We start from the raw sequence: 21,763 nt of genomic DNA, 5'->3' as shown, positions 1-21,763 counted from the left end.
TAACGCCTTGGGCGGCGCCGTCAGGGGCTTGTGACCCTCAACCGCGCCCGACCATTCGCTTCAGGCCGAGCCATTGCTGCGCCCAGAAGCCCCGGCCGTAGTCGCGCACGCGGCCGTCGGCGCCGGGCTCCACCTGGTCGCGGATGCCGGTGGGGTCGTAGCGGTTCTCGAAGTTGGCGGTGCCGAACATCATGTCCCACCAGGGCAGCAGCACGCCGAAGTTGTGGCCGCCGAGCGTGCTCTTGCCGTTCGACTCGTGGCCCAGGCCGATGCTGTGGTGCAGCCGGTGAAAGCGCGGGCTGATCCACAGCCGCTCGCCGATGGCGCCGAAGCTCATGCGCAGGTTGGCGTGCTGCAGACTCTCGCTGAGCTGGGTGAAGGCCACGAAGGCGATGAACTGGCCCGGCGCCACGCCGATCAGTTGCGCCACGATGACGATGAGCGTGTCGTGCACGATGTCGTCCAGCAGGTGGTTGCGGTCGTCGCTCCACATCGTCATCTGGCGCTGCGAATGGTGCAGCGAATGCAGGCCCCACCACCAGTTGAGCTGGTGCTGGCCGCGGTGGATCCAATAACCCACGAAGTCGAGCACCACCAGGTAGATGGCAAAGGCGAGCACCGGTACGTCGGTCACGCCGGGCCAGACCTCGTCCAGGTGGAAGGTGCCCCACCCCGCCGTGCGCAGGCTGCCCATGGCGTCGTCGAAGAAGGGCTGCAGCGTGAAGAAGATGGCCAGGCGGAACAGGCCGAGCCGGTGGATCAGCGTGTAGAGCACGTCGATGCGGATCGCCTGGCGGTCGACCACCGGCTCCACCGAGCGCCAGCGCTGCAGCGGCCCGATGATGGCGATCAGCACCAGGATCTGGATGACCCCGACCAGCAGCCAGCCGGTGGCGTCGAAGGCGTCTTCGGTCCAGCCGCCCAGGCCCACGGCAAACACCAGCGGCTGCACGACGGCCTCGAAGAACCAGCCTTGCAGTGCGGAAAAAGCGTCAGTCAGCCAATCGATCACGGCGCGAACTCAGGGGTGGGATGCGATCCAGGCGCGGAAGTCCGGGTGCTGGCGCAGCGTTTGAAAACAGAAGCCCTTGGCCTTGAGCCCGACGATCAGCGGCTCGAGATTGGCCGGCGCCCACGGGTCCTTGCGCGACCAGATGCCCAGGTGCGCGAGCAGGATGTCGCCGGGGCGGATGGTGTCGAGCGCCTGCGTGAGCAGCCTGGCGTTGCTGAACTTCTCGCTCGGCAGCTCGTCGCCGAGGAAGCCGGCGGGCGCCCAGCGACGTACTTGTAGCCGCAGCCTTCGGCGGCAGCCAGCAGCGCGGGCGAGGTCTTGCCGCCCGGCGCGCGATACAGCGGCAGCGGCTTCTTGCCGGTGATGGCGGCCAGCCGGTCGGACGACTTGCGGATGTTGGCGCAGTACTGGGCCGCGCTCCAGGTCGATTCCTTGCCGTCTTGCGGGCCGGCCGAGGGCTTGATGCGAAAGCTGGGCGGCGTGCCCTTGACGTCGGCGCGCCAGTAGGCGTGGTCGTAGGTGTGCGAGCCGAACTCGTTGCCTTCGGCCGCCCTGGCCTTCCACCACGGCGCCCAGTGGTCGTCGAGGCTGTCGCCGTCGGTCTGGGTGCGCTCGGCGGCGGCGAAGAAGGTGACGCGCACGTTCTGCCGCTTGAGCACGTCGCCACCAGCGGCGCGATGCCCATGTGGCCGGTGTCGAAGGTCAGGTAGACGGGTTTTTCGCAGGTAGCCGCCGCCTGCTGCGCCCAGGCGCCCGGCACCACCGAGCCGCAGGCCAGTGCCAGCAGCGCTGCCGCGCTCGCGCGCCTACGTGCGCTTGCCATGGTCCAGTGTCCAGACGCCGTGCGGCGAACGGCCCACGTTGACCTGGCGCACGACCTTCTGGGCGACGAGGTCGACCACGGTGAGCTTCTTGGCCCAGCGCGAGGTCACGTACAGCGTCTTGCCGTCGGCCGACACGTCCATGCAGTCGGGGCCGCCGGGCACCGCGTAGGTGGCCACGACTTTCAAGGTCGAGAGGTCGATGCGGCTGATGGTGTTGGCCACGCGGTTGCTCACGAACACGGTCTTGCCGTCGCCGGCCGAGCGGAAGGCGTGGGCGCCCTTGCCGGTGGGGATCTTGCCGACCAGCGTGGGCTGGGCGCCGGCCACGTCGAACACCTGCACGCCGTCGCCGCCGGTCAGGCCCACCAGCAGCGTCTTGTCGTTGTGCACGCCGAAGATGTCGGCCGGCATCGGGCCGGTGGACGTGCGCCACTTGATGGTCTGCGTGGGCAGGTCGACGGCGATCATCTCGTCGCTGTCCTGCATCGTCACGTAGGCGATGGTGCTGGTGTTGTCGATCCAGATGTGGCTGGGCGTCTTGCCGCTGGCGATGCGCTTGGCCAGCTTCAGGTCTTTGCCGTCCCAGCGGTAGACGTCGACGTGGTTCAGGCGGTTGCCCGCCGTGACGAACCACTTCATGTCGCGCGAGAACTGCAGCTGGTACGGGTCGATGATGCCGTACACCACGCGCTGCACCTCGGCCGTGCGGGGGTTCAGGAAGGTCAGCGAGTCGCCCGCCGAATTGGCCACGATGACCGACTTTTCGTCGGGCGTCATGTAGATGTGGTGCGGCTCCTTGCCGGTGGCGATGCGCTGCTTTTCGCTCCAGTCGACCGGGTTGATCACGCTCACGCTGGCGTCCAGCGAGTTGAGCACGAAGATCGGAGGGGGCTCGGCAGCGGCGGCGGCGCTGTGTGCCGCCAGGGCCGTCATGCAGGAAAACAGGAAGGCCGCGATGCGGCCGTTCGGGCGGGCAGGAAGTCGCAAGGGAAGGTTCCGAGAGAGAGCTGGCGATCTTAACGGTCGAGCATTAAGACTGGCTGACCGCGGGACCCGTCTTTCCCCCTCCGGCCGCGACTGTTACTTCGGCGGCTTGGCGGGCTTGGCCGGCGAACGCAGCGCCGCGACCTCCCCGGCCGTGAGCCAGCGCCATTGGCCCGGCGCCAGGTCTTGCGGCAGCGCCAGCTCGCCGATGCGCGAGCGGTGCAGCCCCTCGACCCGGTTGCCGACCGCGGCCAGCATGCGCTTGACCTGGTGGTACTTGCCTTCGGTGAGGGTCAGGCGCAGGTGCAGCGGGCTGTCGGATTCGCAGGCGGCGGCGCGCACCGGCTTCGGGTCGTCGTCGAGCACCACGCCGGCCAGCAGCTTCGCGATCTGCGCCTCGTCCACCGGGTGCTTGGCCGTCACCTCGTAGACCTTGGGCACGTGGTGCTTGGGCGAGCCCATCTTGTGGATGAACTGGCCGTCGTCGGTCAGCAGCAGCAGGCCGGTGGTGTCCTGGTCGAGCCGGCCGATGGCCTGCACGCCCTGCACCGCGCCCTTGTTGGGCCGCAGCCGCAGCGGCGACGGCAGCAGCGTGTAGATGCTCGGGTAGGTCGAGGGCTTCTGCGAGCACTCGGTGCCGGCCGGCTTGTGCAGCATCAGGTAGGCCTTCTCGTGGTACGCCCACGGGGTGCCCTGGACGATATAGAGCAGGCCTTCGGGGTCGAGGTCGGCGAAGGGGTCGGTCTCGGCCTGGCCCGCGATGCTCACGTGGCCTTGCTGGACCAGGCCCGCGCACACGCGGCGCGTGCCGAAGCCCTGGGTGTAGAGGATGTCTTGCAGGTGCATGAAAAATGAAAAAAGCGGCCGTGCCGACAAGGGCACGACCGCCTTCTAGTTTGCCGCAGTCTCAGTAGCCCGCTGCCAGGCCGGTGTTGCGGCGCGGATCGTTGGCGCCGTAGAAGCGGTTGTTGCCCACCGGCTTGCCGCCCAGCGAAGGCGCGCCGACGATGATGGCCGCCAGGTGGTTGGCCGGTTGCGGCACGCCCAGGTTGTGGCCCATGTCGGTCAGCAGCTTGCGCGTGTCGGGGCTCAGCGCGTAGGTCTCGACGTTGGTGACGTCGGGCAGCCATTGCTGGTGGAAGCGCGGCGCGTCGACAGCCTCTTGCACGTTCATGCCGTAGTCGATGGCGTTGATCATGGTCAGCATCACGGCGGTGATGATGCGGCTGCCGCCCGGCGTGCCGACCACCATCACGGGCTTGCCGTCCTTGGTGACGATGGTGGGGCTCATCGAGCTCAGCGGGCGCTTGCCCGGCTCGATCTTGTTGGCCTCGCCCTGCACCAGGCCGTACAGGTTGGGCACGCCGACCTTGGCCGTGAAGTCGTCCATTTCGTCGTTCAGCAGCACGCCGGTCTTGGCGGCGGTGATCTTGGCGCCGAACCAGTCGTTCAGCGTGTAGGTCACCGAGACCGCGTTGCCCCACTTGTCGGCGATCGAGTAGTGGGTGGTGTTGCTGCCTTCATGCGGCGCGACGCCGGGCTTGATGTCCTTGGAGACGCCGGCCTTCTTCGGGTCGATGACGGCGCGGATCTTCTCGGCGTAGCCCTTGTCGAGCAGGCGCTCGAGCGGGTTCTTCACGAAGTCGGGGTCGCCCAGGTAGCTGTTGCGGTCCACGTAGGCGTGGCGCATGGCTTCGATCTGGTAGTGCACGGCCTGCGCCGAGTGGTAGCCCAGGTCCTTGAGCGGATAGCCCTCGAGGATGTTGAGCATCTCGCAGATAATCACGCCGCCCGAGCTCGGCGGGGGCGCCGACACCACGTGGTAGCCGCGGTAGTCGCACTCCACCGGCGGGAGTTCGCGCGTCTTGTACTGATCGAGGTCGGCCTGCGTGATCAGGCCCTTGCCGCCCTGGCTCGACGCCACGATGGCGTTGCCGACCCAGCCCTTGTAGAAGCCGTCGGTGCCCTTGGTGCTGATCTCGCGCAGCGTCCTGGCCAGGTCTTTCTGGACCAGCTTGTCGCCCACCTTGTAGGGCTCGCCGCCCTTGCCCAGGAAGATGGCGGCCGAGGCCGGGTCTTCCTTGAAGTCGGCCGTGGCGGTGCCCAGCAGGTCGATGTCGCCCTGCTCCAGCGCGAAGCCCTTGTCGGCCAGCTGGATCGACGGGGCGAGCAGCTCGGCGCGCTTCATGGTACCGTACTTCTGGCGCGCGTATTCCATGCCCGAGACGCTGCCCGGCACGCCCACGGCGAGGTGGCCCTTGGTGCTCAGGCCCTTGATGACGTTGCCGTCCTTGTCCAGGTACATGTTGGCCGTGGCGGCCAGCGGTGCCTTCTCCCGGAAGTCGAGGAAGGTCTTGCGGCCGTCGGCCAGTTGCACGGTCATGAAGCCGCCGCCGCCGAGGTTGCCGGCCGCGGGGTACACCACCGCCAGCGCGTAGCCCACGGCCACGGCCGCGTCGATGGCGTTGCCGCCGCGCTTGAGCACGTCGACGCCGACCTTGCTGGCCAGGTGCTGCGCGCTCACGACCATGCCGTTTTCAGCGGCGATCGGCGCCTGCGACGCGGCATTCGACACACCGGCGGCGGCCAGCGTGAGCACTGCCGCCACGGCGGCGCGCAGCCTGGGCGTCCATTGGACCTGTTGTTGCATCTGGAAGTCTCCTGTTTGAGTTGGATTGACGAATACGAGGGTAGCGGCTCAGGCCGTGAGCAGGGCCTTGCGCCGCAGGGCATCGAGCGCCAGCGCAACCTGCTGGCGGGCGAATTCATGGACCGCCGACGGATCGGTCAGGCGCTGGTCGTCCTTGACGAAGCGAAGCCGGTCGCTCTGCACTTCCGCGACCAGGTGCTCGGCCAGGGCTTCGTGCGAGCGCGTGCCGTCGAGCAGCGGCAGCAGGCTGCGCTCGAGCAGCGAGAGCGCCACGGGCTCGTGCCATTGGTTGCAGGCATTGGCGGTGGCGCCGGCCGATGGCGCCAGCGCGGCGCGCTGCGCAAGGCGGGCAGCGCATGCGGCAGGCCGGACACCGAAGCCGCCGCCGGCACCGGCGTGCGGCGAAACCGCAGCGCGCCGAGGATCAGCAGCTCTTCGAGCATCGTCATCACGGCGCCGTCGACCGCCTCCGGCGGCTGGCCGACGAGCCGGGCGGCCTCGGCGATGAGCGCTTGGGCGGGCATCGACGCCGGGTACGCCGCGTCGAGCAGGCGCGCGACGGCCTTGTGCACGGGCAGGCGCAGCGTGACCTTCAGGTTGCGGATCGCGTGGCACGGCTGCTCGCGCGCATCGAGCGTGAGCACGCCGCCGTCCTCGGCCGCGAACAGGCCGGCCACTTCGAGGGCGCGGATGCGCGCGGGCTCCAGCCGGTAGCGGATGTCGCGGGCCCGCGCCTGCCCGACCAGCAGGGTCTGGCGGAAGGTGCGGTTCACCAGGAAATCGAGGTACTGCTCCATCAGCAGCTGGCTGCCGCCGCATTCGCGCAGCAGCGGGTCGCGCACCTTGTCGCCGTAGTTCTGCACGAACATGGTCGACGGCTCGGCGTCGCACAGGTAGGCCAGCCCACGGGTCTCGGCGCGCGCGACGAACTCCTTGAAATAGCACGGCGCGTTGCAAGGCTCGAGGAACTCGTGCAGCAGGTACGAGCTGTTGGCGCTGCGCACGATCGGCATCGTTTCTTCGAGCGTCTTCTTGAGCACGCTGTCGGCGCGGGCCGACTGCTCGAGGAATTCGAGCATGCCGCGCGCGTACGAGAGCTGTTCTTCGGGCGTGTCGCGCGGGCCGCCGCGCAGGATCATCGCGTCGCGCACGATCTCGCGGGCCTTCCAGCCGGGGTAGACGTTGTAGCTGACGTAGGCCACGCCGTTCGGCGCGAGGTTCTCCGCGCAGATGCGCAGGATGGCGTCCTGCACCGGGCCCGGCACCCAGCTGTAGACGCCGTGGCACACGATGTAGTCGAACTGGCCGAACGAGGCGTCGATCTCCGAGATGTCGAAGGCCCTGAGCTCGATGTTGGGCAGCCCCGCATGCGCGATGGCGGCCACGCCCTGCGCCACCTGCACCGACGACAGATCGACGCCGAGCGACCGCGACCCAGGGTGGCGCGCCGCGAAGGGAATCAGGTTGCCGCCGGCGGCGCAGCCGAGTTCGAGCACACGGGCTTCGGCGGGGGGCGGCGTGTCGAGTCCGAACAGGAACGCCAGCGCTTCCAGGTGTTCCATGGCCGACTGCGGGAACGGATGCGAGTCGTAGGGCACCGCGTCGTAGTAGCGGGTCAGTGTCGAGGTCAGGGAATCCGGCACGAGCATCCTGGTTGGGATCGAGACAAACGGCGGCGCCTTGTTTCAGCAGCGAATATGTCAGTGAAATGTCTCGGCGCCCGCCGACTATAGCCTCGGGGCGGAGCAAAAAACAGCAGCCATCCGGCGTGCTTGCGAAGCCCCATGAAAAAAGGCCCAACCGTGAGGCTGGGCCTGAAAAAGCCTATCTGCTGGCAATGCATCAAGGCCCCCGCACAGGTTGACCAGCGGGGGACGGTTTACCCGTCAAGGAGAAAGTGGCGGCCGGCGCTCGCGGGTTGCGATCCGGCAGGAGATGGAGAGGGTCGGCATGTTTTCCATGCGCAGAGTTTACTGTATATTTGTACAGTCTTTCAACAAGGATGCCGACCATGCCAGAGACCGACGCCACCACCGCTGCTCCCAACCAGGCACTCAGAGAGGCGCTGGCCTGGATCTCGAAGTTCGCGCACGCATGGAAAGCCATCGAGCCGGTGCCGGGGAGCCTCAACATCGACGGCTTCATCATCTGGGGCCCCGTGCTCTACGAGAAGCACAAAGGCGAAGACCCGGTGCAACTGGCGCGGCAATTGTTCGGCCGCCCGGGCGACTACGCCAGGTATCTCTATCCCGCGCGAGAGGCGCGGCGCCGGCGATGCCCGGTCTTAGAATGCCCCGATGAATTGGCGCACACTGCTTCCGCTCGCTTTGGTCCTCACCGGCTGCTCGACACCTCCCAACGAAGTCACGCAGGTGCGCCCCGGCGTGCTGCGTGCCGTGACGTATGTCCAGGCCTCGAACTACTGCGACGCCAAGGGCCAGTCGCCGCGCTGGCTGGGCAAGGCGCCCGCCGAACAGGGCGTCCTGTTCGAGTGCAACTGAGCGTCGTTGCCGGGGCGGCCCGCCGCTCTGTCAGTCGCCAAACCAGAACATCAGCCAGCCGCCGAGGCTGGCCAAAGTGGCCGCCAAGGCCGCGATATCAAGCCGGCGGGCAAAGGCGAGTGTGCGTAACCGATGCGTGCGAATCGACATTGATCAAGGCCCTCTGTCCCACGAACGCTCCCCTGCCGCAAGAGTGCATGCCGACCCGACATCCGTCAATCCGAAGATAGTTCCCGCTTCGGATTCCGCTGTCCGGCAAATGCCTCAAAAGTCCGTGGCGGCGAAGCCGGTGGCCACGTGCACCGCATGCGCATCGCGCCGCACGAGGCCACGGCTTTCGAAGTCGCGCATGGTCTTGTTGACCACCTCGCGCGACAGCCCCGAGTAGGAAGCGATCACCGCCTGGGTGATGCGCTTGTCGTAGCCGCCGGCGCTGGTCGGTGCCAGCTGCGTCAGCTGGTGCATCACGCGGCTCACGAGGTCTTCGGAGGACAGCGCCGACACCCGCCGAAGCTGCCCACGCAACGCGCCCGTCTTCTTCATCGCCAGGCCGAGCAGGCCCAAGGCCACTTCGGGGTACTTGGCGCACAGCTTGCGCATGGCCACGAGGGGAATGAGGTACACGGACGACGGCAGCGCGGCAATGAGCGTCTGCGTCGACTGGTAGCGGTCTTCCTTGATGGACAGGCCGAAGAACAGGTCTTCCCGCCGGATGAAGTCGGTGGTGATGTCCGTGGCCTTGTCGCCGTGGCCAGGCGTCACGACGCGCAGCAGGCCGCTGGAGACGCAGTAGATGTGATCCGTCCACTCGTCCTGGGTCAGCACGGTTTCGCCGCGCTTGTAGAAGCGGGACGTGCTGCATTGGACAAGAGCCTCACGTTCAGCCGGCGGCAGGCCGGCGATCAGGGGATGCAGGTACATGGCCGCGATGGTGCACGGCAAGCCCCCAAGGGGGAACCCACAAACATGGGGGGTCTACCCCCTTCCCCCTGTAACTGGCGCCTGGCGCGTCAGTCGGCCTGCAGGCGTTCCGCGACCTCGTGCCGGCCGAGGTCGCGCACGGCCGCCAGGCGCTCGAGTTGCGCGGCCCGCGGACGGGCCTTGCCTTGCTCCCAGTGGTAGATCGTCTGGCCGGACACGCCGACCAGCTTTCCATACGATGCCGCCGACAACCCCAGCTTGCCGCGATGGGTGGCCAGGCGACCGGGGCTGAAGCGCCGCTTCGGCCCCGTCTCGACGTCGCCCTCTTCCGCCTCCTGCGCCGGGGCGCGGCGGGCGGAGCCCTTGGCCACGTTGCGCAGTTCCTTCTCCAGCGCACTCACCTGGCGGCGCAGCGCCGCGATCGACGCACGATGAAGCACGGACGCCTTCTTCAGCGTCTCGAGTTCCGCCCGAACCTCTTTGCGGGCCACGCGTGAGATTTCGGCTTTAAGGATGGATGCAATGTTTGGCATGACGCGATTGTGCCTAGCTCATGTGCAGGGAGAAAGGGCGCCTTAACCCAGGTCCGAACGCCTGCAATCGAAAACCACGCCCGGGTCGATGGCCCGCAGCGCGGGCACCTTGCCCGCGAAGGTCACGCCGGCGCTGATCAAACGCCATTCGCCGGCTTTGAAGAGCTTGAACAAATGCGTGACTTCGACGCCGACCGCAGGGATGGAGTTGAAGACATAGATGGGCTCGCCGGCTTGGGTCTCTTCCATGCTCAGCAGCTCGGCCCGCATCTTTCCCATGGTCTCCGTGTCTTTCGTCCTGGAGCGGACAATGTCCATGTTGACGGTTCGGGAGTGCTCGTCGATGGCGATCCTGCGAATCCAGGAGGAAGGCGCGGCGCTGGCGGAAGGGCCGGGAACGCATGTGATCGTTCCCGCGGCGCACGAGCCTGCTGTTGCCGCAAGGAGCAGCGCCCGGAGCAAGAAGGTTCCTGGTTGGATTGGCATCCGGCCGACTCTACCCTTGCGGCCGATGCCCGCGCCATGTGGCGCGCCAGTCTTCCTCATGCATTGCCGCCGCGCTTCGCGGCCCACGCCATGGCCATGGCCTTCGCGCGCTCCAGGGCCTCGGTCGCGTTGCTGCCAGCGCTCGGGTCGATCTTCAGCATGCGAATGTCGTTGTCCGGAGGGGCGCGGTACCGGAGCACGGCCTGGAACGATCCGGAAGGGAGCTTTTCAGCGCTGCACAGGAAGCGCCAACCCGCGTGCGGGAACTCGACCATTTCATCCATGGCGGCCACCGCCGGGCGACTGCGATTCACTGGATGCCCTGCCGGGTTTTGCGCTTGCGGCGTTCTTCATTCTGATCCCCTTGCCTTGTTTGGTCTTGGAGAAACCAAGTTAGCGCACACCCTGCGAGGTGCGATGTAGGAGGTCACCGCTGACCATGCAGGTGTTCAGCCGGGAGCGGGCAAGAAAAAGGGCGTTCACTGGATTTCAGTGAACGCCCTTGGACGTTGTGATGGTGGAGCTGGGGGGATTTGAACCCCCGTCCGCAAGCCTTCATCGCGCAGTTCTACATGTTTAGTGATCTGATTTGAGTCTCGCTTCCGGAGTCGCGCAGTCACACGCTAAACCGGACGCCAGCACCCTATTTTCTCGCCCCGACCCAAGGTACCCGGATCGAAGCCAGCCCATGTAATTATCTTTGCAGCCGGGAGGTTTCAGATTGCTCTGTCACCCCCTTGCCCAGCCCATCGGCCTGCTGTTGCAAAGCTCACTGGCAATTAAGCAGCGAGTGCGAAACGTTCGTCGTTTGCAGTTAGTTTGTTTGAATCTGTTTTACGAGCGCATTCAGCTCGACATGCCCCGCTGCGACTCCGAACCCGCGTCGAAACCAGTGCAGCCCCAAGCGACCCATTTTAGGCGCTATTCAGTAACTTCAAGAGCTCCATGGGCGAAGAGATTGAGGCATCGGCCTGCCAGAGCGACGAATCGGCCTGGGAGCCCATGTAGCCGTAGGCCGCGGCGACCGTGCGCATGCCCGCGGCGCGGCCCGCGATGATGTCGCGTTCGTCGTCGCCGACGTACATGCACGCCTCGGAGGGAACGCCGAGCCGGCGCGCGGCTTCGTGCAAGGGCTCCGGATGCGGTTTGGCGAAGGGCGTGGTGTCGCCGCTCACCACCGCGCCCGCGCTCTCGAAAAGCGGAATGGCGCGCGTGAGCGGATCGGTGAAGCGCATCGACTTGTTGGTGACGACGCCCCACAGCAGGCCGCGCTCGCGCAGCGCCTCGATCAGGGCCTGGATGCCGTCGAACACCTGCGTGTTGAGCAGCATGCGGCGTTCGTAGGTGACGAAGAACTCTTCGCGCAGCGCGTCGAACTCGGGCGACTCCGGCGTGATGCCGAAGGCCACGCCGAGCATACCCCGCGCGCCGGCACCCGCCATCGGTCGGTATCGTTCCAGCGGATACGGCGCCAGGCCGCGATCGGTGCGCATCTTGTCGGCCGCGGCACCCAGGTCGGGGGCGCTGTCGATCAAGGTGCCGTCCAGGTCGAACAGGACGGCCTGCGTTTTCATCGAGGCTTGCGTCATGCCTGAGTGCCCGGCAATGCCGCCTTCTGCGTGGCGAACATGTAGTTGACGCTGGTGTCCCCGCTGAGCCAGTAGCGTCGGGTCAAGGGGTTGTGCTCCAGGCCGCGGGTATGGCGCAAGTCGAGGTTGGCGCCGCGGCAGTGCGCGGCCAGTTCGCTCGGGCGGATCAGCTTGGCGTATTCGTGGGTTCCGCGCGGCAGCATGCCGAGCACATATTCAGCGCCCACGATGGCCAGCATGAAGGACTTCAGGCTGCGGTTGATGGTCGAGAGAAACACCCAGCCGCCGGGCTTGACCAGCGTGGCGCATGCCTGGACCACCGAAGCAGGGTCCGGCACGTGCTCGAGCATTTCCATGCAGGTCACGACGTCGAAGCTGCCCGGCTGCTCGGCGGCCAGCGCCTCGGCGCTGATTTCACGGTACTTCACGCCGCGCGTGCCGGCTTCGAGCGCGTGCAACTGAGCGACCTTGAGCGCCTTGCCGGCCAGGTCGATGCCCAGCACGTCCGCGCCCTTGCGCGCCATCGAATCGGCCAGGATGCCGCCGCCGCAGCCGATATCGAGCACGCGGCGCTGCGAAATAGGCGCAATACCGTCAATCCATTCCAGGCGCAAGGGATTGATTTCATGCAGCGGGCGGAATTCGCTCTCCAAATCCCACCAGCGATGCGCCAGCTCTGAAAACTTGGCCAGTTCGGCCGGATCGGCATTCACGTTTTCTGTCATGCAGCGATTATGAAACGAGCAATGCCCGGCAAACACCGGGCAGGTTTTGTTGAATGGGTGAACACCAATTCGACAGGCATAAAAAAACCCCGCCGTGGCGGGGTTTTCATGATCGATGGGAATCGATTGATTAGTTGGCGCGGGTGCCGACCACTTCGATTTCCACGCGACGGTTCTTGGCGCGACCTTCCTTGGTCTTGTTGTCAGCCACAGGTTGCGACTTGCCCTTGCCTTCGGTGTAGACGCGGTTGCGTTCGATGCCCTTCGAGACCAGGAAGGCCTTGACGGCTTCGGCGCGACGGACCGACAGGCGTTGGTTGTAAGCAACCGAGCCGATCGAGTCGGTGTGACCGACGGCGATGATGACTTCGAGGTTGACGCCACGGATCTTCTCGACCAGGTCGGTCAGCTTGGCGCGACCTTCAGGCTTCAGAACCGACTTGTCGAAGTCGAAGAAGGCGTCAGCAGCGAAGGTGACCTTCGAAGCGGCGACTTGCTGGGGCGTCGGGGCGACCGGAGCGGTAGGCGTGGGGGTAGCTGCAACAGGCGCAGCAGGAACCAGAGCACCGTCGCAACCAGCGGCAGCCGTTGCGGGCGTCCAGTTGGCATCGCGCCAGCACAGTTCGTTCGTGCCGTTCTTCCAGACCAGTTCGCCGGTGCCGTTTTGCCAGTTGTCGATCGTAGGACCGCCGTCCGCAGCGGTGACACGGGTCTGCGCGCCGGCGGCAGTGGCGAGCGCAGCGACTGCAAACATCATCGCCACTTTATTCAGTTTCTTCATGGTTCTCCTCTTGGGGAAAAAGCCGCAGCCGCGCTGCGAATCAAGGACGCTTTAAGTGACCACCACCCAAAACGTTGAGGCGATTGTGCCATAGGGTCTTTGGCAAACAGGCCGCTGGACGCCCCCGAAGCGTAGGACGGAGGCGGAATAGACGCCTTGTGTTGCGGCGGTGCGACACCCCTCACAGCGTAAAATTTCGGGTTCCTGCCGCCAGCCCCTCGCTCATGACCTCCTTCGCAAAAGAAACCCTGCCCATCAGTCTTGAAGAGGAAATGCGCAGCAGCTATCTCGATTACGCCATGAGCGTGATCGTGGGCCGAGCGCTTCCCGACGCCCGCGACGGCCTCAAGCCGGTGCACCGCCGCGTGCTCTACGCGATGCACGAACTCAACAACGACTGGAACCGGCCGTACAAGAAATCGGCCCGTATCGTCGGCGACGTGATCGGTAAGTACCACCCGCACGGCGACCAGTCGGTCTACGACACCATCGTGCGGCTGGCCCAGGACTTCTCGATGCGCCACATGCTGGTCGACGGCCAGGGCAACTTCGGGTCGGTCGATGGAGACAACGCGGCTGCAATGCGTTATACGGAAATCCGGCTGGCCAAAATTGCGCACGAAATGCTGGCCGATATCGACAAGGAAACCGTCGACTTTCAGGACAATTACGACGGCTCCGAAAAAGAGCCGAAAGTGCTGCCCAGCCAGCTGCCGAATTTGCTGGTCAATGGCTCCGGCGGTATTGCGGTCGGCATGGCCACCAATATCCCGCCGCACAACCTGAACGAGGTTGTCGACGCCTGCCTGCACCTGCTGCGCAACCCCGAAGCCAGCATCGACGAATTGATGGAAATCGTGCCCGCGCCCGACTTCCCCACCGCCGGCATCATCTACGGCATCAACGGCGTGAAGGACGGCTACCGCACCGGCCGCGGCAAGGTCGTGATGCGCGCCAAGTGCCACTTCGAGGACATCGACCGCGGCCAGCGCCAGGCGATCATCGTCGACGAGCTCCCCTACCAGGTCAACAAGAAGACGCTGCAGGAGCGCATGGCCGAGCTGGTGCACGAGAAGAAGATCGAAGGCATCAGCCACATCCAGGACGAGTCCGACAAGTCGGGCATGCGCCTGGTGATCGAACTCAAGCGCGGCGAAGTGCCCGAGGTGGTGCTCAACAACCTCTACAAGCAGACGCAGCTGCAGGACACCTTCGGCATCAACATGGTGGCGCTGGTCGACGGCCAGCCCAAGCTGTGCAACCTGAAGGACCTGATCCAGGTCTTCCTGCAGCACCGCCGCGAAGTGGTCACGCGCCGCACCGTGTTCACGCTGCGCAAGGCCCGCGAACGCGGCCACGTGCTCGAAGGCCTGGCAGTGGCGCTGGCCAACATCGACGAGTTCATCCGCATCATCCGCGAATCGCCCACGCCGCCGGTCGCCAAGGCCGAGCTCATGACGCGCTCGTGGGACAGCAAGCTGGTGCGCGAAATGCTCACGCGCTCGCGCGCCGACGGCGGCGTGATCAACGCCGACGACTACCGCCCCGAGGGCCTGGAGCGCGAGTACGGCATGGGCGGCGACGGCCTGTATCGCCTGTCGGAAACGCAAGCGCAGGAAATCCTGCAGATGCGCCTGCAGCGCCTGACCGGCCTCGAACAGGACAAGATCGTGGCCGAGTACCGCGACGTCATGGCCGAGATCGACGACCTGCTCGACATCCTGGCCAAGCCCGAACGCGTCTCGACCATCATTGGCGAAGAGCTGGGCACCATCAAGCAGGAGTTCGGCCAGTCGAAGATCGGCGCCCGCCGCAGCCTGGTAGAGCACAGCGCCTTCGACCTCTCGACCGAAGACCTGATCACCCCGACCGACATGGTGGTGACGCTCTCGCACAGCGGCTACATCAAGAGCCAGCCGCTGGGCGAATACCGCGCGCAGAAGCGCGGCGGCCGCGGCAAGCAGGCCACCGCCACCAAGGACGACGACTGGATCGACCAGCTCTTCATCGCCAACACGCACGACTACATCCTGTGCTTCTCCAACCGCGGCCGGCTGTACTGGCTCAAGGTGTGGGAAGTGCCGGCGGGCTCGCGCGGTTCGCGCGGGCGCCCCATCGTCAACATGTTCCCGCTGCAGGAAGGCGAGAAGATCAACGTCGCGCTCGCCCTCACCGGTGAAAAGCGCAACTTCCCGGCCGACCAGTACGTGTTCATGGCGACCTCGATGGGCACCGTCAAGAAGACCGCGCTCGACGAGTTCAACAACCCGCGCAAGGGCGGCATCATTGCCGTGAACCTCGACGAAGGCGACTACCTGATCGGCGCCGCCCTGACCGATGGCAAGCACGACGTGATGCTCTTCAGCGACGGCGGCAAGGCCGTGCGCTTCGACGAGGAAGACGTCCGCCCGCTGGGCCGCAACGCGCGCGGCGTGCGCGGCATGTCGCTGGACCCGGGCCAGGGCGTGATCGCCATGCTGGTGGCCGAGGACGAGCAGCAAAGCGTGCTCACCGCCACTGAAAATGGTTACGGAAAACGCACAAGCATTACGGAATACACGCGCCACGGCCGTGGAACCAAAGGCATGATCGCGATTCAACAGAGTGAGCGCAACGGCAAGGTCGTTGCCGCCACACTCGTGCATTCGGATGATGAGATCATGCTCATCACCGACAAGGGCGTGCTTGTGCGCACCCGGGTTGCCGAAATTCGCGAACTGGGTCGTGCGACGCAAGGCGTCACGCTGATCGGGCTCGACGAAGGCGCCAAACTCAGCGGGCTACAACGTATCGTAGAAAACGACGCGAACGGCGAAACCGAGCCTGACGCGGACGATACTTCCACATCTTCAACGGAGAATCCTCAGTGAAAAAAATCAAACTCGCACTTCTGACGGTCGCACTGGCTGGTAGTTCGATGGCCGCCATGGCCCAGGACAAGGCCACGCTCATCAAGCAGTTCATCGACATCCAACGCCCCGGCATCGAATCGCTGGCGCGCGGCCTGGTCGAGCAATCGAGCGCTCCGATCGCACAGGCGGGTTCGCAGTACCTGCAGACGCAGGTGCCGGAAGCCAAGCGCGAAGCAGCCGCCAAGGCTGCCGACGCCGAACTGAAGAAGTACTTCGACGACGCCTTCCCGATCGTGCGCGACAAGGCCCTGCAACTGGCCCCGGGCGCCCTGACCCCGCTGCTCGAGCAGAACTTCAGCGAAGACGAGCTCAAGCAACTGCTGGCCTGGATCAACTCGCCCCTGAGCAAGAAGTACCAGGACCTGAACCCGAAGATGCAGACCGCCCTGACGGAAAAGCTGGTGTCCGACACCCGCGCCACCATCGAACCCAAGATGCGCGCACTCGACGAAAACGTCGCCAAGGCCCTCGGCGCCCCGACCGAAGCTCCCGCCGCCAAGGCTCCGGCCAAGGCACCAGCCAAGAAGTAAAGCAACGTGACCCAGCAGCAGACGCCGGCCGGCAAGCGCCCCTACAACTTTTCGGCCGGTCCGGCTGCCATGCCGGAGGCGGTGCTGCAACGCGCCGCCTCCGAAATGCTCGACTGGCACGGCAGCGGCATGAGCGTGATGGAAATGAGCCATCGCGGCAAGGAATTCGGCGCGATCTGTACGCAGGCCGAAGCCGACATCCGCACGCTGCTGGCCGTGCCCTCCAATTTCCACGTCCTGTTCATGCAGGGCGGCGGCCTCGGCGAGAACGCCATCGTTCCGCTGAACCTGTCGCGCGGCAAGACCGCCGACTTCGTCATCACCGGCAGCTGGAGCGCCAAGTCGCACAAGGAAGCGCAGCGCTACTGCACCGCGCGCGTGGTCGCGAGCAACGCCGACGACCAGCACACCAAGCTCCCCGATCCCGCGACCTGGCAACTGTCCAAGGACGCCTCGTACGTGCACGTGTGCTCCAACGAGACCATCAACGGCATCGAGTTCCAGCAGTTGCCCGACCTGGCCGCGCTCGGCAGCAATGCCCCGCTGGTCATCGACTTTTCGTCGCACGTCGCCTCGCGCAGCGTCGACTGGTCCCGCGTGGGCCTGGCCTTCGGCGGCGCCCAGAAGAACCTCGGCCCGGCCGGCCTGACCATCGTCGTCGTGCGTGACGACCTGCTCGGCCATGCCCTGGAGATCTGCCCGAGCGCGTTCAACTACAAGACCGTGGCCGACAACAACTCCATGTACAACACCCCGCCGACCTGGGGCATCTACATGGCGGGGCTCACGTTCCAGTGGCTGCTGCAGCAAAAGGAAGGCGAGCACACCGGCATCGCCGCCATGGAGCAGCGCAACATCGCCAAGGCCAAGCTGCTGTACGACTTCATCGACGGCTGCGACTTCTACGCCAACCGCATCGACGCGGGCTGCCGCTCGCGCATGAACGTGCCGTTCTTCCTGGCCGACGAAGGCCGCAACGAGGCCTTCCTGGCCGGCGCGCGCGAAGCCGGGCTGCTGCAGCTCAAGGGCCACAAGTCGGTCGGCGGCATGCGCGCGAGCATTTACAACGCCATGCCGCTGGAAGGGGTGCAGGCCCTCGTGGGCTACATGCGAGAATTCGAGCGATCGCATGCCTAGGCGCATGCCCCGCTCAGTTGCTCGCACCGATGACCGCCTCCGCCCCCACACCACCCTCCTCTCCTTCCGATAAGTCCGAAAGCCTGTCCGATCTGCGCGTGCAGATCGACTCGCTCGACCAGCGCCTCCTGAGCCTGCTCAACGAGCGGGCCCACGTGGCCGAGCTGGTCGGCGAGGTCAAGAAGCGCGAGGGCACGCCGTTCTTTCGCCCCGATCGCGTGGCGCAGGTCATCGACAAGATGCAAAAGAGCAATGGCGGTCCGCTCAAGGACCTCCATGTGGCGGCCATCTGGCGCGAGATCATGTCGGCCTGCCTGGCGCTCGAGTCGCCGCAGCGCGTGGCCGTGCTCGGCCCCGAAGGCACGTTCTGCGAACAGGCCGCCATCGAGTACTTCGGCGGCGCCGCCGACCTGATCTACTGCGCCAGCTTCGACGAGGTGTTCCACGCCACGGCCGCCGGCAGCGCCCAGTACGGCGTGGTCGGCGTCGAGAACTCGACCGAAGGCGTGGTCACGCGCTCGCTCGACCTGTTCCTGCATTCGCCCACGCACGTGGTCGGCGAAGTCAGCCTGCTGGTGCGCCACCACCTGCTGCGCAGCAGCAACTCGCTCGAAGGCGTCGAGGCCGTGCTGGCCCATCCGCAGGCGCTGGCGCAGTGCCAGACCTGGCTGTCCAAGCACCTGCCCAACGCCGAGCGGCGCGCCGTGTCGAGCAATGCCGAAGCGCGCGCCTGGCGTCCACCAACCCGGCCTGGGCCGCGCTGGCCGGCGAACGCGCCGCCACCCGATTCGGCCTGCACATCGTGGCGCACGCCATCCAGGACGACTCGTACAACCGCACCCGCTTCTCCATCATCTGCCTGCCGCAGACGCTGGCCATGCCGCCGGCCTCGGGCCGCGACTGCACGAGCCTGATCGTGTCGGTGCCCAACCGGCCCGGCGCGGTGCACGACCTGCTGGTGCCGCTGAAGGCCAACAACGTATCGATGACCCGCTTCGAGTCGCGCCCCGCGCGCACCGGCCAGTGGGAGTACTACTTCTACATCGACCTCGACGGCCACCCCTCGCAGCCCAACGTGGCAGCGGCGCTGGCCGAACTGCGCGGACTCTGCGCTTTCTACAAGGTGCTGGGCGCCTACCCCGTCAAGGCCTGAGCGGCAGGCAAGCAGAAGCATGTTCGAACAACTGGGACTGATCGGCTGCGGCCTGATGGGCGGCTCGTTTGCGCTCGCGCTCAAGCGCGCCAAGCTGGTGAAGCGCGTGGTGGGCTACAGCAAGTCGCCCTCCACCACCGAGCGGGCGCGCCAGCTCGGCGTGATTGACGTGGCGGCGCCCTCCGCGCTGCTGGCGGTGTCGGGCGCCGACATCGTGCTGCTGGCGGTGCCGGTGGCGGCGTCGGAAGCCACCTTCAAGGCCATCCGCCACGGCATCTCGGCGGACACGCTGGTGATGGACGTCGGCTCGACCAAGGGCGACGTGATCGAAGCCGCGCGCAACGGCCTGCAGCGCCAGTTCTCGAGCTTCGTGCCGGCGCACCCGATCGCGGGCAAGGAACTGTCGGGCATCGAACACGCCGAAGCCTCGCTCTTCAGCGGCCGCCAGGTGGTGCTCACGCCCGTGAAGACCACGCTGCGCTCCAACGTGCAGCGCGCCTCGCAGGTGTGGAGCGGCATCGGCGCGCACGTCCTCACCATGACGCACGAGGAACACGACGCCGCCTTCGCCGCCGTGAGCCACCTGCCGCACCTGCTGGCCTTCGCGTACACCAACGCCATCGCCAGCCAGCCGCAGGGCGACCGCTTCCTGAGCCTCGGAGGCCCAGGCTTTCGCGACTTCTCGCGCATCGCCGCGAGCGACCCCGTCATGTGGCGCGATGTGCTGCTGGCCAACCGCGAGCAGGTGCTGCAGCAGTCGCAGGCCTTCCGCAAGGCGCTGGACGACCTCGAGGCGCTGATGACCGCGGGCGACCTGCAGGGGCTGGAACAATCCATCGCCGCCGCCAGCAAGACCCGCGCGGCCTGGAAGCCGGCCACCGACACCTCGTCGCAGCAACAGGACGCCTGACCATGTTCTCGACGACCTTCCTCGATCTGCCCCCGCTCGCAGGCGCCGCCGGCACCGTTCGGCTGCCCGGCTCCAAGAGCATTTCCAATCGCGTGCTGCTGCTGGCGGCCCTCGCGAGCGGCACCACCACCATCCACGACCTGCTGGATTCCGACGACACGCGCGTGATGCTCACGGCCCTGCGCGCGCTCGGCTGCGGCATCGACCCGGACGGCAGCACGCTGCGCATCACCGGCCTGGGCGGGCAACTGAAGCCCAGCGAGGCACTGCTGCCGCTGTTCCTCGGCAACGCCGGCACCGCGATGCGCCCGCTCACGGCCGCGTTGTCGCTGCTGGGCGGCGAGTTCGAACTCAGCGGCGTGCCGCGCATGCACGAGCGCCCCATCGGCGACCTGGTCGACGCGCTCACCCAGCTCGGCTGCCGCATCGACTACCTCGGCAACCCCGGCTACCCGCCGCTGCGCATCCACCCGGTGCCGCACGGCGAGCTGGTGCTCGACGCCCCGATTCGCGTGCGCGGCGACGTGTCGAGCCAGTTCCTGACCGCGCTGCTGCTGGCGCTGCCGCTGGCGGCGGCCAACGACATCGTGATCGAGGTGGTCGGCGAGCTCATTTCCAAGCCCTACATCGAGATCACGCTGAACCTGCTGGCGCGCTTCGGCATCCAGGTGCGGCGCGACGGCTGGGAGCGCTTCACCATTCCGGCCGCAGCCGCTACAGCTCGCCGGGCGACATCCACGTCGAGGCCGACGCCTCGTCTGCTAGCTATTTCATAGCACTGGGCGCCATTGCGACGGGTGTTTCCGGCAAGGACGGCATCCGCATCGAAGGCGTGGGCGCCGACTCCATCCAGGGCGACATCCGCTTCATCGACGCCGCCCGCCAGATGGGCGCGCAGGTCGACAGCGGCCCCAACTGGCTCGAAGTGCGCCGCGGCGCGTGGCCGCTCAAGGCCATCGACCTGGACGCCAACCACATCCCCGACGCCGCGATGACGCTGGCCGTCATGGCGCTCTATGCCGACGGCCCGACCACGCTGCGCAACATCGCGAGCTGGCGCGTGAAGGAAACCGACCGCATCGACGCCATGGCCAACGAGCTGAAGAAGCTCGGCGCCACGGTCGAGGCCGGCCCCGATTTCATCCGCGTGCACCCGCTGGCCCCGGCCGGCTGGCAGCCGGCAAGCATCCACACCTACGACGACCACCGCGTGGCCATGTGCTTCTCGCTGGCGGCGTTCAACCCGGCCGGCGTGCCGGTGCGCATTCTCGATCCGCACTGCGTCGCCAAGACTTTCCCCGACTACTTCGAGACCCTGTTCTTGGTGGCCCGGGCCGCCGAGGTGCCGGTGATCTGCATCGACGGCCCGACCGCCTCCGGCAAGGGCACGCTGGCGGCCGAGGTGGCGCGCCTGCTGGGCTACCACTACCTGGACTCGGGCTCGCTCTACCGCGTGACCGGCCTGGCCATGCGGCGCGCCGGCCTGGAGGCCGACGCCGGGCACGAGGCGCAGATCGCCGCCCTCGCCGCCGCCCTGCCCCTGCAGTTCACCGAAGGCAAGGTGCTGCTGGCCGGAGAGGACGTCAGCGACGACATCCGCACCGAAGCCGCCGGCATGGACGCCTCCCGCGTCTCCACCCTGCCCGCCGTGCGCGCGGCCCTGCTGGCCCTGCAGCAGCGCTTTCGCCGGCTGCCCGGCCTGGTGGCCGACGGGCGCGACATGGGCACCGTGATCTTCCCCGACGCGACGCTCAAGGTCTTCCTCACGGCCAGCGCGGCCGAGCGCGCCGAGCGGCGCCATAAGCAGTTGATTTCAAAGGGTATTTCGACTACACTCGACAGTCTTCGCTCCGACTTGGAAGCACGTGACGCCCGGGACTCCTCCCGCAGCGTCGCGCCACTCAAGCCGGCGCAAGATGCCCGCCACCTCGACAACTCCCAGCTGTCCATCGAGCAATCGATCGACCAGGTGTTGGAATGGTGGCAACAAGTACAGCCTTTCAAGTCCGCTTGAAAAGCTGGCGCCCGACGGTATTTCGGAAGGCGCATACCGCTCCAGCAGGCTCTCTTCGCGCGACAGCGCACCGGCCTGCTGGTTGTTCAACGAACCCGGGC

At 66.6% G+C, this 21,763-nt stretch carries 17 protein-coding genes, 1 other RNA gene and 4 pseudogenes; 7 read left to right on the top strand and 15 right to left on the bottom strand.

The genetic code is table 11. The annotated features are described in order from the left end of the window. Positions 1–37: 37 nt before the first annotated feature. The 7 genes and pseudogenes from BMG07_RS08830 to BMG07_RS44755 all read right to left on the bottom strand — a co-directional run. Complete coding sequence (locus BMG07_RS08830) at positions 38–1,012, bottom strand: sterol desaturase family protein (protein ID WP_198084232.1); 975 nt, start codon at positions 1,010–1,012, stop codon at positions 38–40. Positions 1,013–1,021: 9 nt separating this feature from the next. Beyond that, positions 1,022–1,835, bottom strand: a pseudogene (locus BMG07_RS08825) (polysaccharide deacetylase family protein). Beyond that, on the bottom strand, positions 1,819–2,823 hold the full coding sequence (locus BMG07_RS08820) for a YncE family protein (RefSeq protein WP_198084231.1): 1,005 nt from the start codon (positions 2,821–2,823) through the stop codon (positions 1,819–1,821). The pseudogene BMG07_RS08825 and the gene BMG07_RS08820 overlap by 17 nt, the downstream one beginning before the upstream one ends. A gap of 93 nt (positions 2,824–2,916) precedes the next feature. After that, the gene (locus BMG07_RS08815; protein ID WP_198084230.1) at positions 2,917–3,666 is read right to left on the bottom strand and encodes a pseudouridine synthase; all 750 of its coding nucleotides are present in this window, start codon (positions 3,664–3,666) and stop codon (positions 2,917–2,919) included. A gap of 61 nt (positions 3,667–3,727) precedes the next feature. Further along, positions 3,728–5,470, bottom strand: a complete 1,743-nt coding sequence (ggt, locus tag BMG07_RS08810; RefSeq protein WP_198084229.1) for a gamma-glutamyltransferase — start codon at positions 5,468–5,470, stop codon at positions 3,728–3,730. A gap of 48 nt (positions 5,471–5,518) precedes the next feature. After that, positions 5,519–6,289, bottom strand: a complete 771-nt coding sequence (locus BMG07_RS44760; RefSeq protein ID WP_374221250.1) for a hypothetical protein — start codon at positions 6,287–6,289, stop codon at positions 5,519–5,521. Next, positions 6,271–7,032, bottom strand: a pseudogene (locus BMG07_RS44755) (methyltransferase regulatory domain-containing protein); the annotation flags it as partial. The gene BMG07_RS44760 and the pseudogene BMG07_RS44755, both read right to left, overlap by 19 nt. 735 nt (positions 7,033–7,767) lie before the next feature. On the opposite strand from BMG07_RS44755, the gene BMG07_RS08800 reads away from it, so the two are divergent. After that, entirely contained in the window at positions 7,768–7,971 is a 204-nt protein-coding gene (locus tag BMG07_RS08800) for a hypothetical protein (RefSeq protein ID WP_198084228.1), read from the top strand. 264 nt (positions 7,972–8,235) lie between these two features. Here the strand turns inward: BMG07_RS08800 and BMG07_RS08795 are convergent, their stop codons facing one another. From BMG07_RS08795 to ompA, 8 genes are all read right to left on the bottom strand, one after another. Next, positions 8,236–8,892, bottom strand: a complete 657-nt coding sequence (locus tag BMG07_RS08795) for a Crp/Fnr family transcriptional regulator (protein WP_198084227.1) — start codon at positions 8,890–8,892, stop codon at positions 8,236–8,238. An 89-nt stretch (positions 8,893–8,981) separates the two neighbouring features. Next, positions 8,982–9,425: a DNA-binding transcriptional regulator gene (locus tag BMG07_RS08790; RefSeq protein WP_198084226.1), complete on the bottom strand. Its 444-nt coding sequence runs from the start codon at positions 9,423–9,425 to the stop codon at positions 8,982–8,984. A gap of 42 nt (positions 9,426–9,467) precedes the next feature. Beyond that, complete coding sequence (locus BMG07_RS08785) at positions 9,468–9,887, bottom strand: hypothetical protein (protein ID WP_269758774.1); 420 nt, start codon at positions 9,885–9,887, stop codon at positions 9,468–9,470. Between the two features lie 80 nt (positions 9,888–9,967). Then, complete coding sequence (locus tag BMG07_RS08780) at positions 9,968–10,225, bottom strand: hypothetical protein (RefSeq protein ID WP_198084224.1); 258 nt, start codon at positions 10,223–10,225, stop codon at positions 9,968–9,970. Between the two features lie 201 nt (positions 10,226–10,426). Further along, positions 10,427–10,813, bottom strand: a transfer-messenger RNA (tmRNA) gene (ssrA, locus tag BMG07_RS08775). 12 nt (positions 10,814–10,825) lie between these two features. Further along, the gene (locus tag BMG07_RS08770) at positions 10,826–11,485 is read right to left on the bottom strand and encodes an HAD family hydrolase (protein WP_269758773.1); all 660 of its coding nucleotides are present in this window, start codon (positions 11,483–11,485) and stop codon (positions 10,826–10,828) included. Between the two features lie 11 nt (positions 11,486–11,496). Beyond that, positions 11,497–12,225: a bifunctional 2-polyprenyl-6-hydroxyphenol methylase/3-demethylubiquinol 3-O-methyltransferase UbiG gene (gene ubiG, locus BMG07_RS08765; protein ID WP_198084241.1), complete on the bottom strand. Its 729-nt coding sequence runs from the start codon at positions 12,223–12,225 to the stop codon at positions 11,497–11,499. A 130-nt stretch (positions 12,226–12,355) separates the two neighbouring features. Continuing rightward, the gene (gene ompA, locus BMG07_RS08760; protein ID WP_198084222.1) at positions 12,356–13,006 is read right to left on the bottom strand and encodes an outer membrane protein OmpA; all 651 of its coding nucleotides are present in this window, start codon (positions 13,004–13,006) and stop codon (positions 12,356–12,358) included. Positions 13,007–13,230: 224 nt separating this feature from the next. Here ompA and gyrA point away from each other — a divergent pair, with 224 nt between their 5' ends. The 6 genes and pseudogenes from gyrA to BMG07_RS08730 all read left to right on the top strand — a co-directional run bounded on the left by gyrA (position 13,231) and on the right by BMG07_RS08730 (position 21,662). Beyond that, complete coding sequence (gene gyrA / locus BMG07_RS08755) at positions 13,231–15,876, top strand: DNA gyrase subunit A (RefSeq protein WP_198084221.1); 2,646 nt, start codon at positions 13,231–13,233, stop codon at positions 15,874–15,876. After that, positions 15,873–16,448 (top strand): DUF2059 domain-containing protein, encoded by a 576-nt coding sequence (locus tag BMG07_RS08750; RefSeq protein WP_198084220.1) that lies wholly within the window; start codon positions 15,873–15,875, stop codon positions 16,446–16,448. The genes gyrA and BMG07_RS08750 overlap by 4 nt, the downstream gene beginning before the upstream one ends. Positions 16,449–16,517: 69 nt before the next feature. Beyond that, positions 16,518–17,585 carry a 3-phosphoserine/phosphohydroxythreonine transaminase gene (gene serC / locus BMG07_RS08745; protein ID WP_269758782.1) on the top strand — a complete coding sequence of 356 codons (1,068 nt, stop codon included), beginning with the start codon at positions 16,518–16,520 and terminating at the stop codon, positions 17,583–17,585. 29 nt (positions 17,586–17,614) lie between these two features. Continuing rightward, positions 17,615–18,738 (top strand): annotated as a pseudogene (pheA, locus tag BMG07_RS08740) (prephenate dehydratase). Between the two features lie 19 nt (positions 18,739–18,757). Further along, positions 18,758–19,648, top strand: a complete 891-nt coding sequence (locus BMG07_RS08735; protein ID WP_198084218.1) for a prephenate dehydrogenase/arogenate dehydrogenase family protein — start codon at positions 18,758–18,760, stop codon at positions 19,646–19,648. A gap of 2 nt (positions 19,649–19,650) precedes the next feature. Then, a pseudogene (locus tag BMG07_RS08730) lies at positions 19,651–21,662 on the top strand (bifunctional 3-phosphoshikimate 1-carboxyvinyltransferase/cytidylate kinase). The last annotated feature ends 101 nt before the right edge of the window (positions 21,663–21,763 follow it).

The sequence above is a fragment of the Variovorax sp. E3 genome (assembly GCF_016082275.1).
Lineage (GTDB): Bacteria > Pseudomonadota > Gammaproteobacteria > Burkholderiales > Burkholderiaceae_C > Variovorax.
Note: the sequence above shows the minus strand (reverse complement) of the source record. Positions and strands in the feature narration are given on the sequence as shown.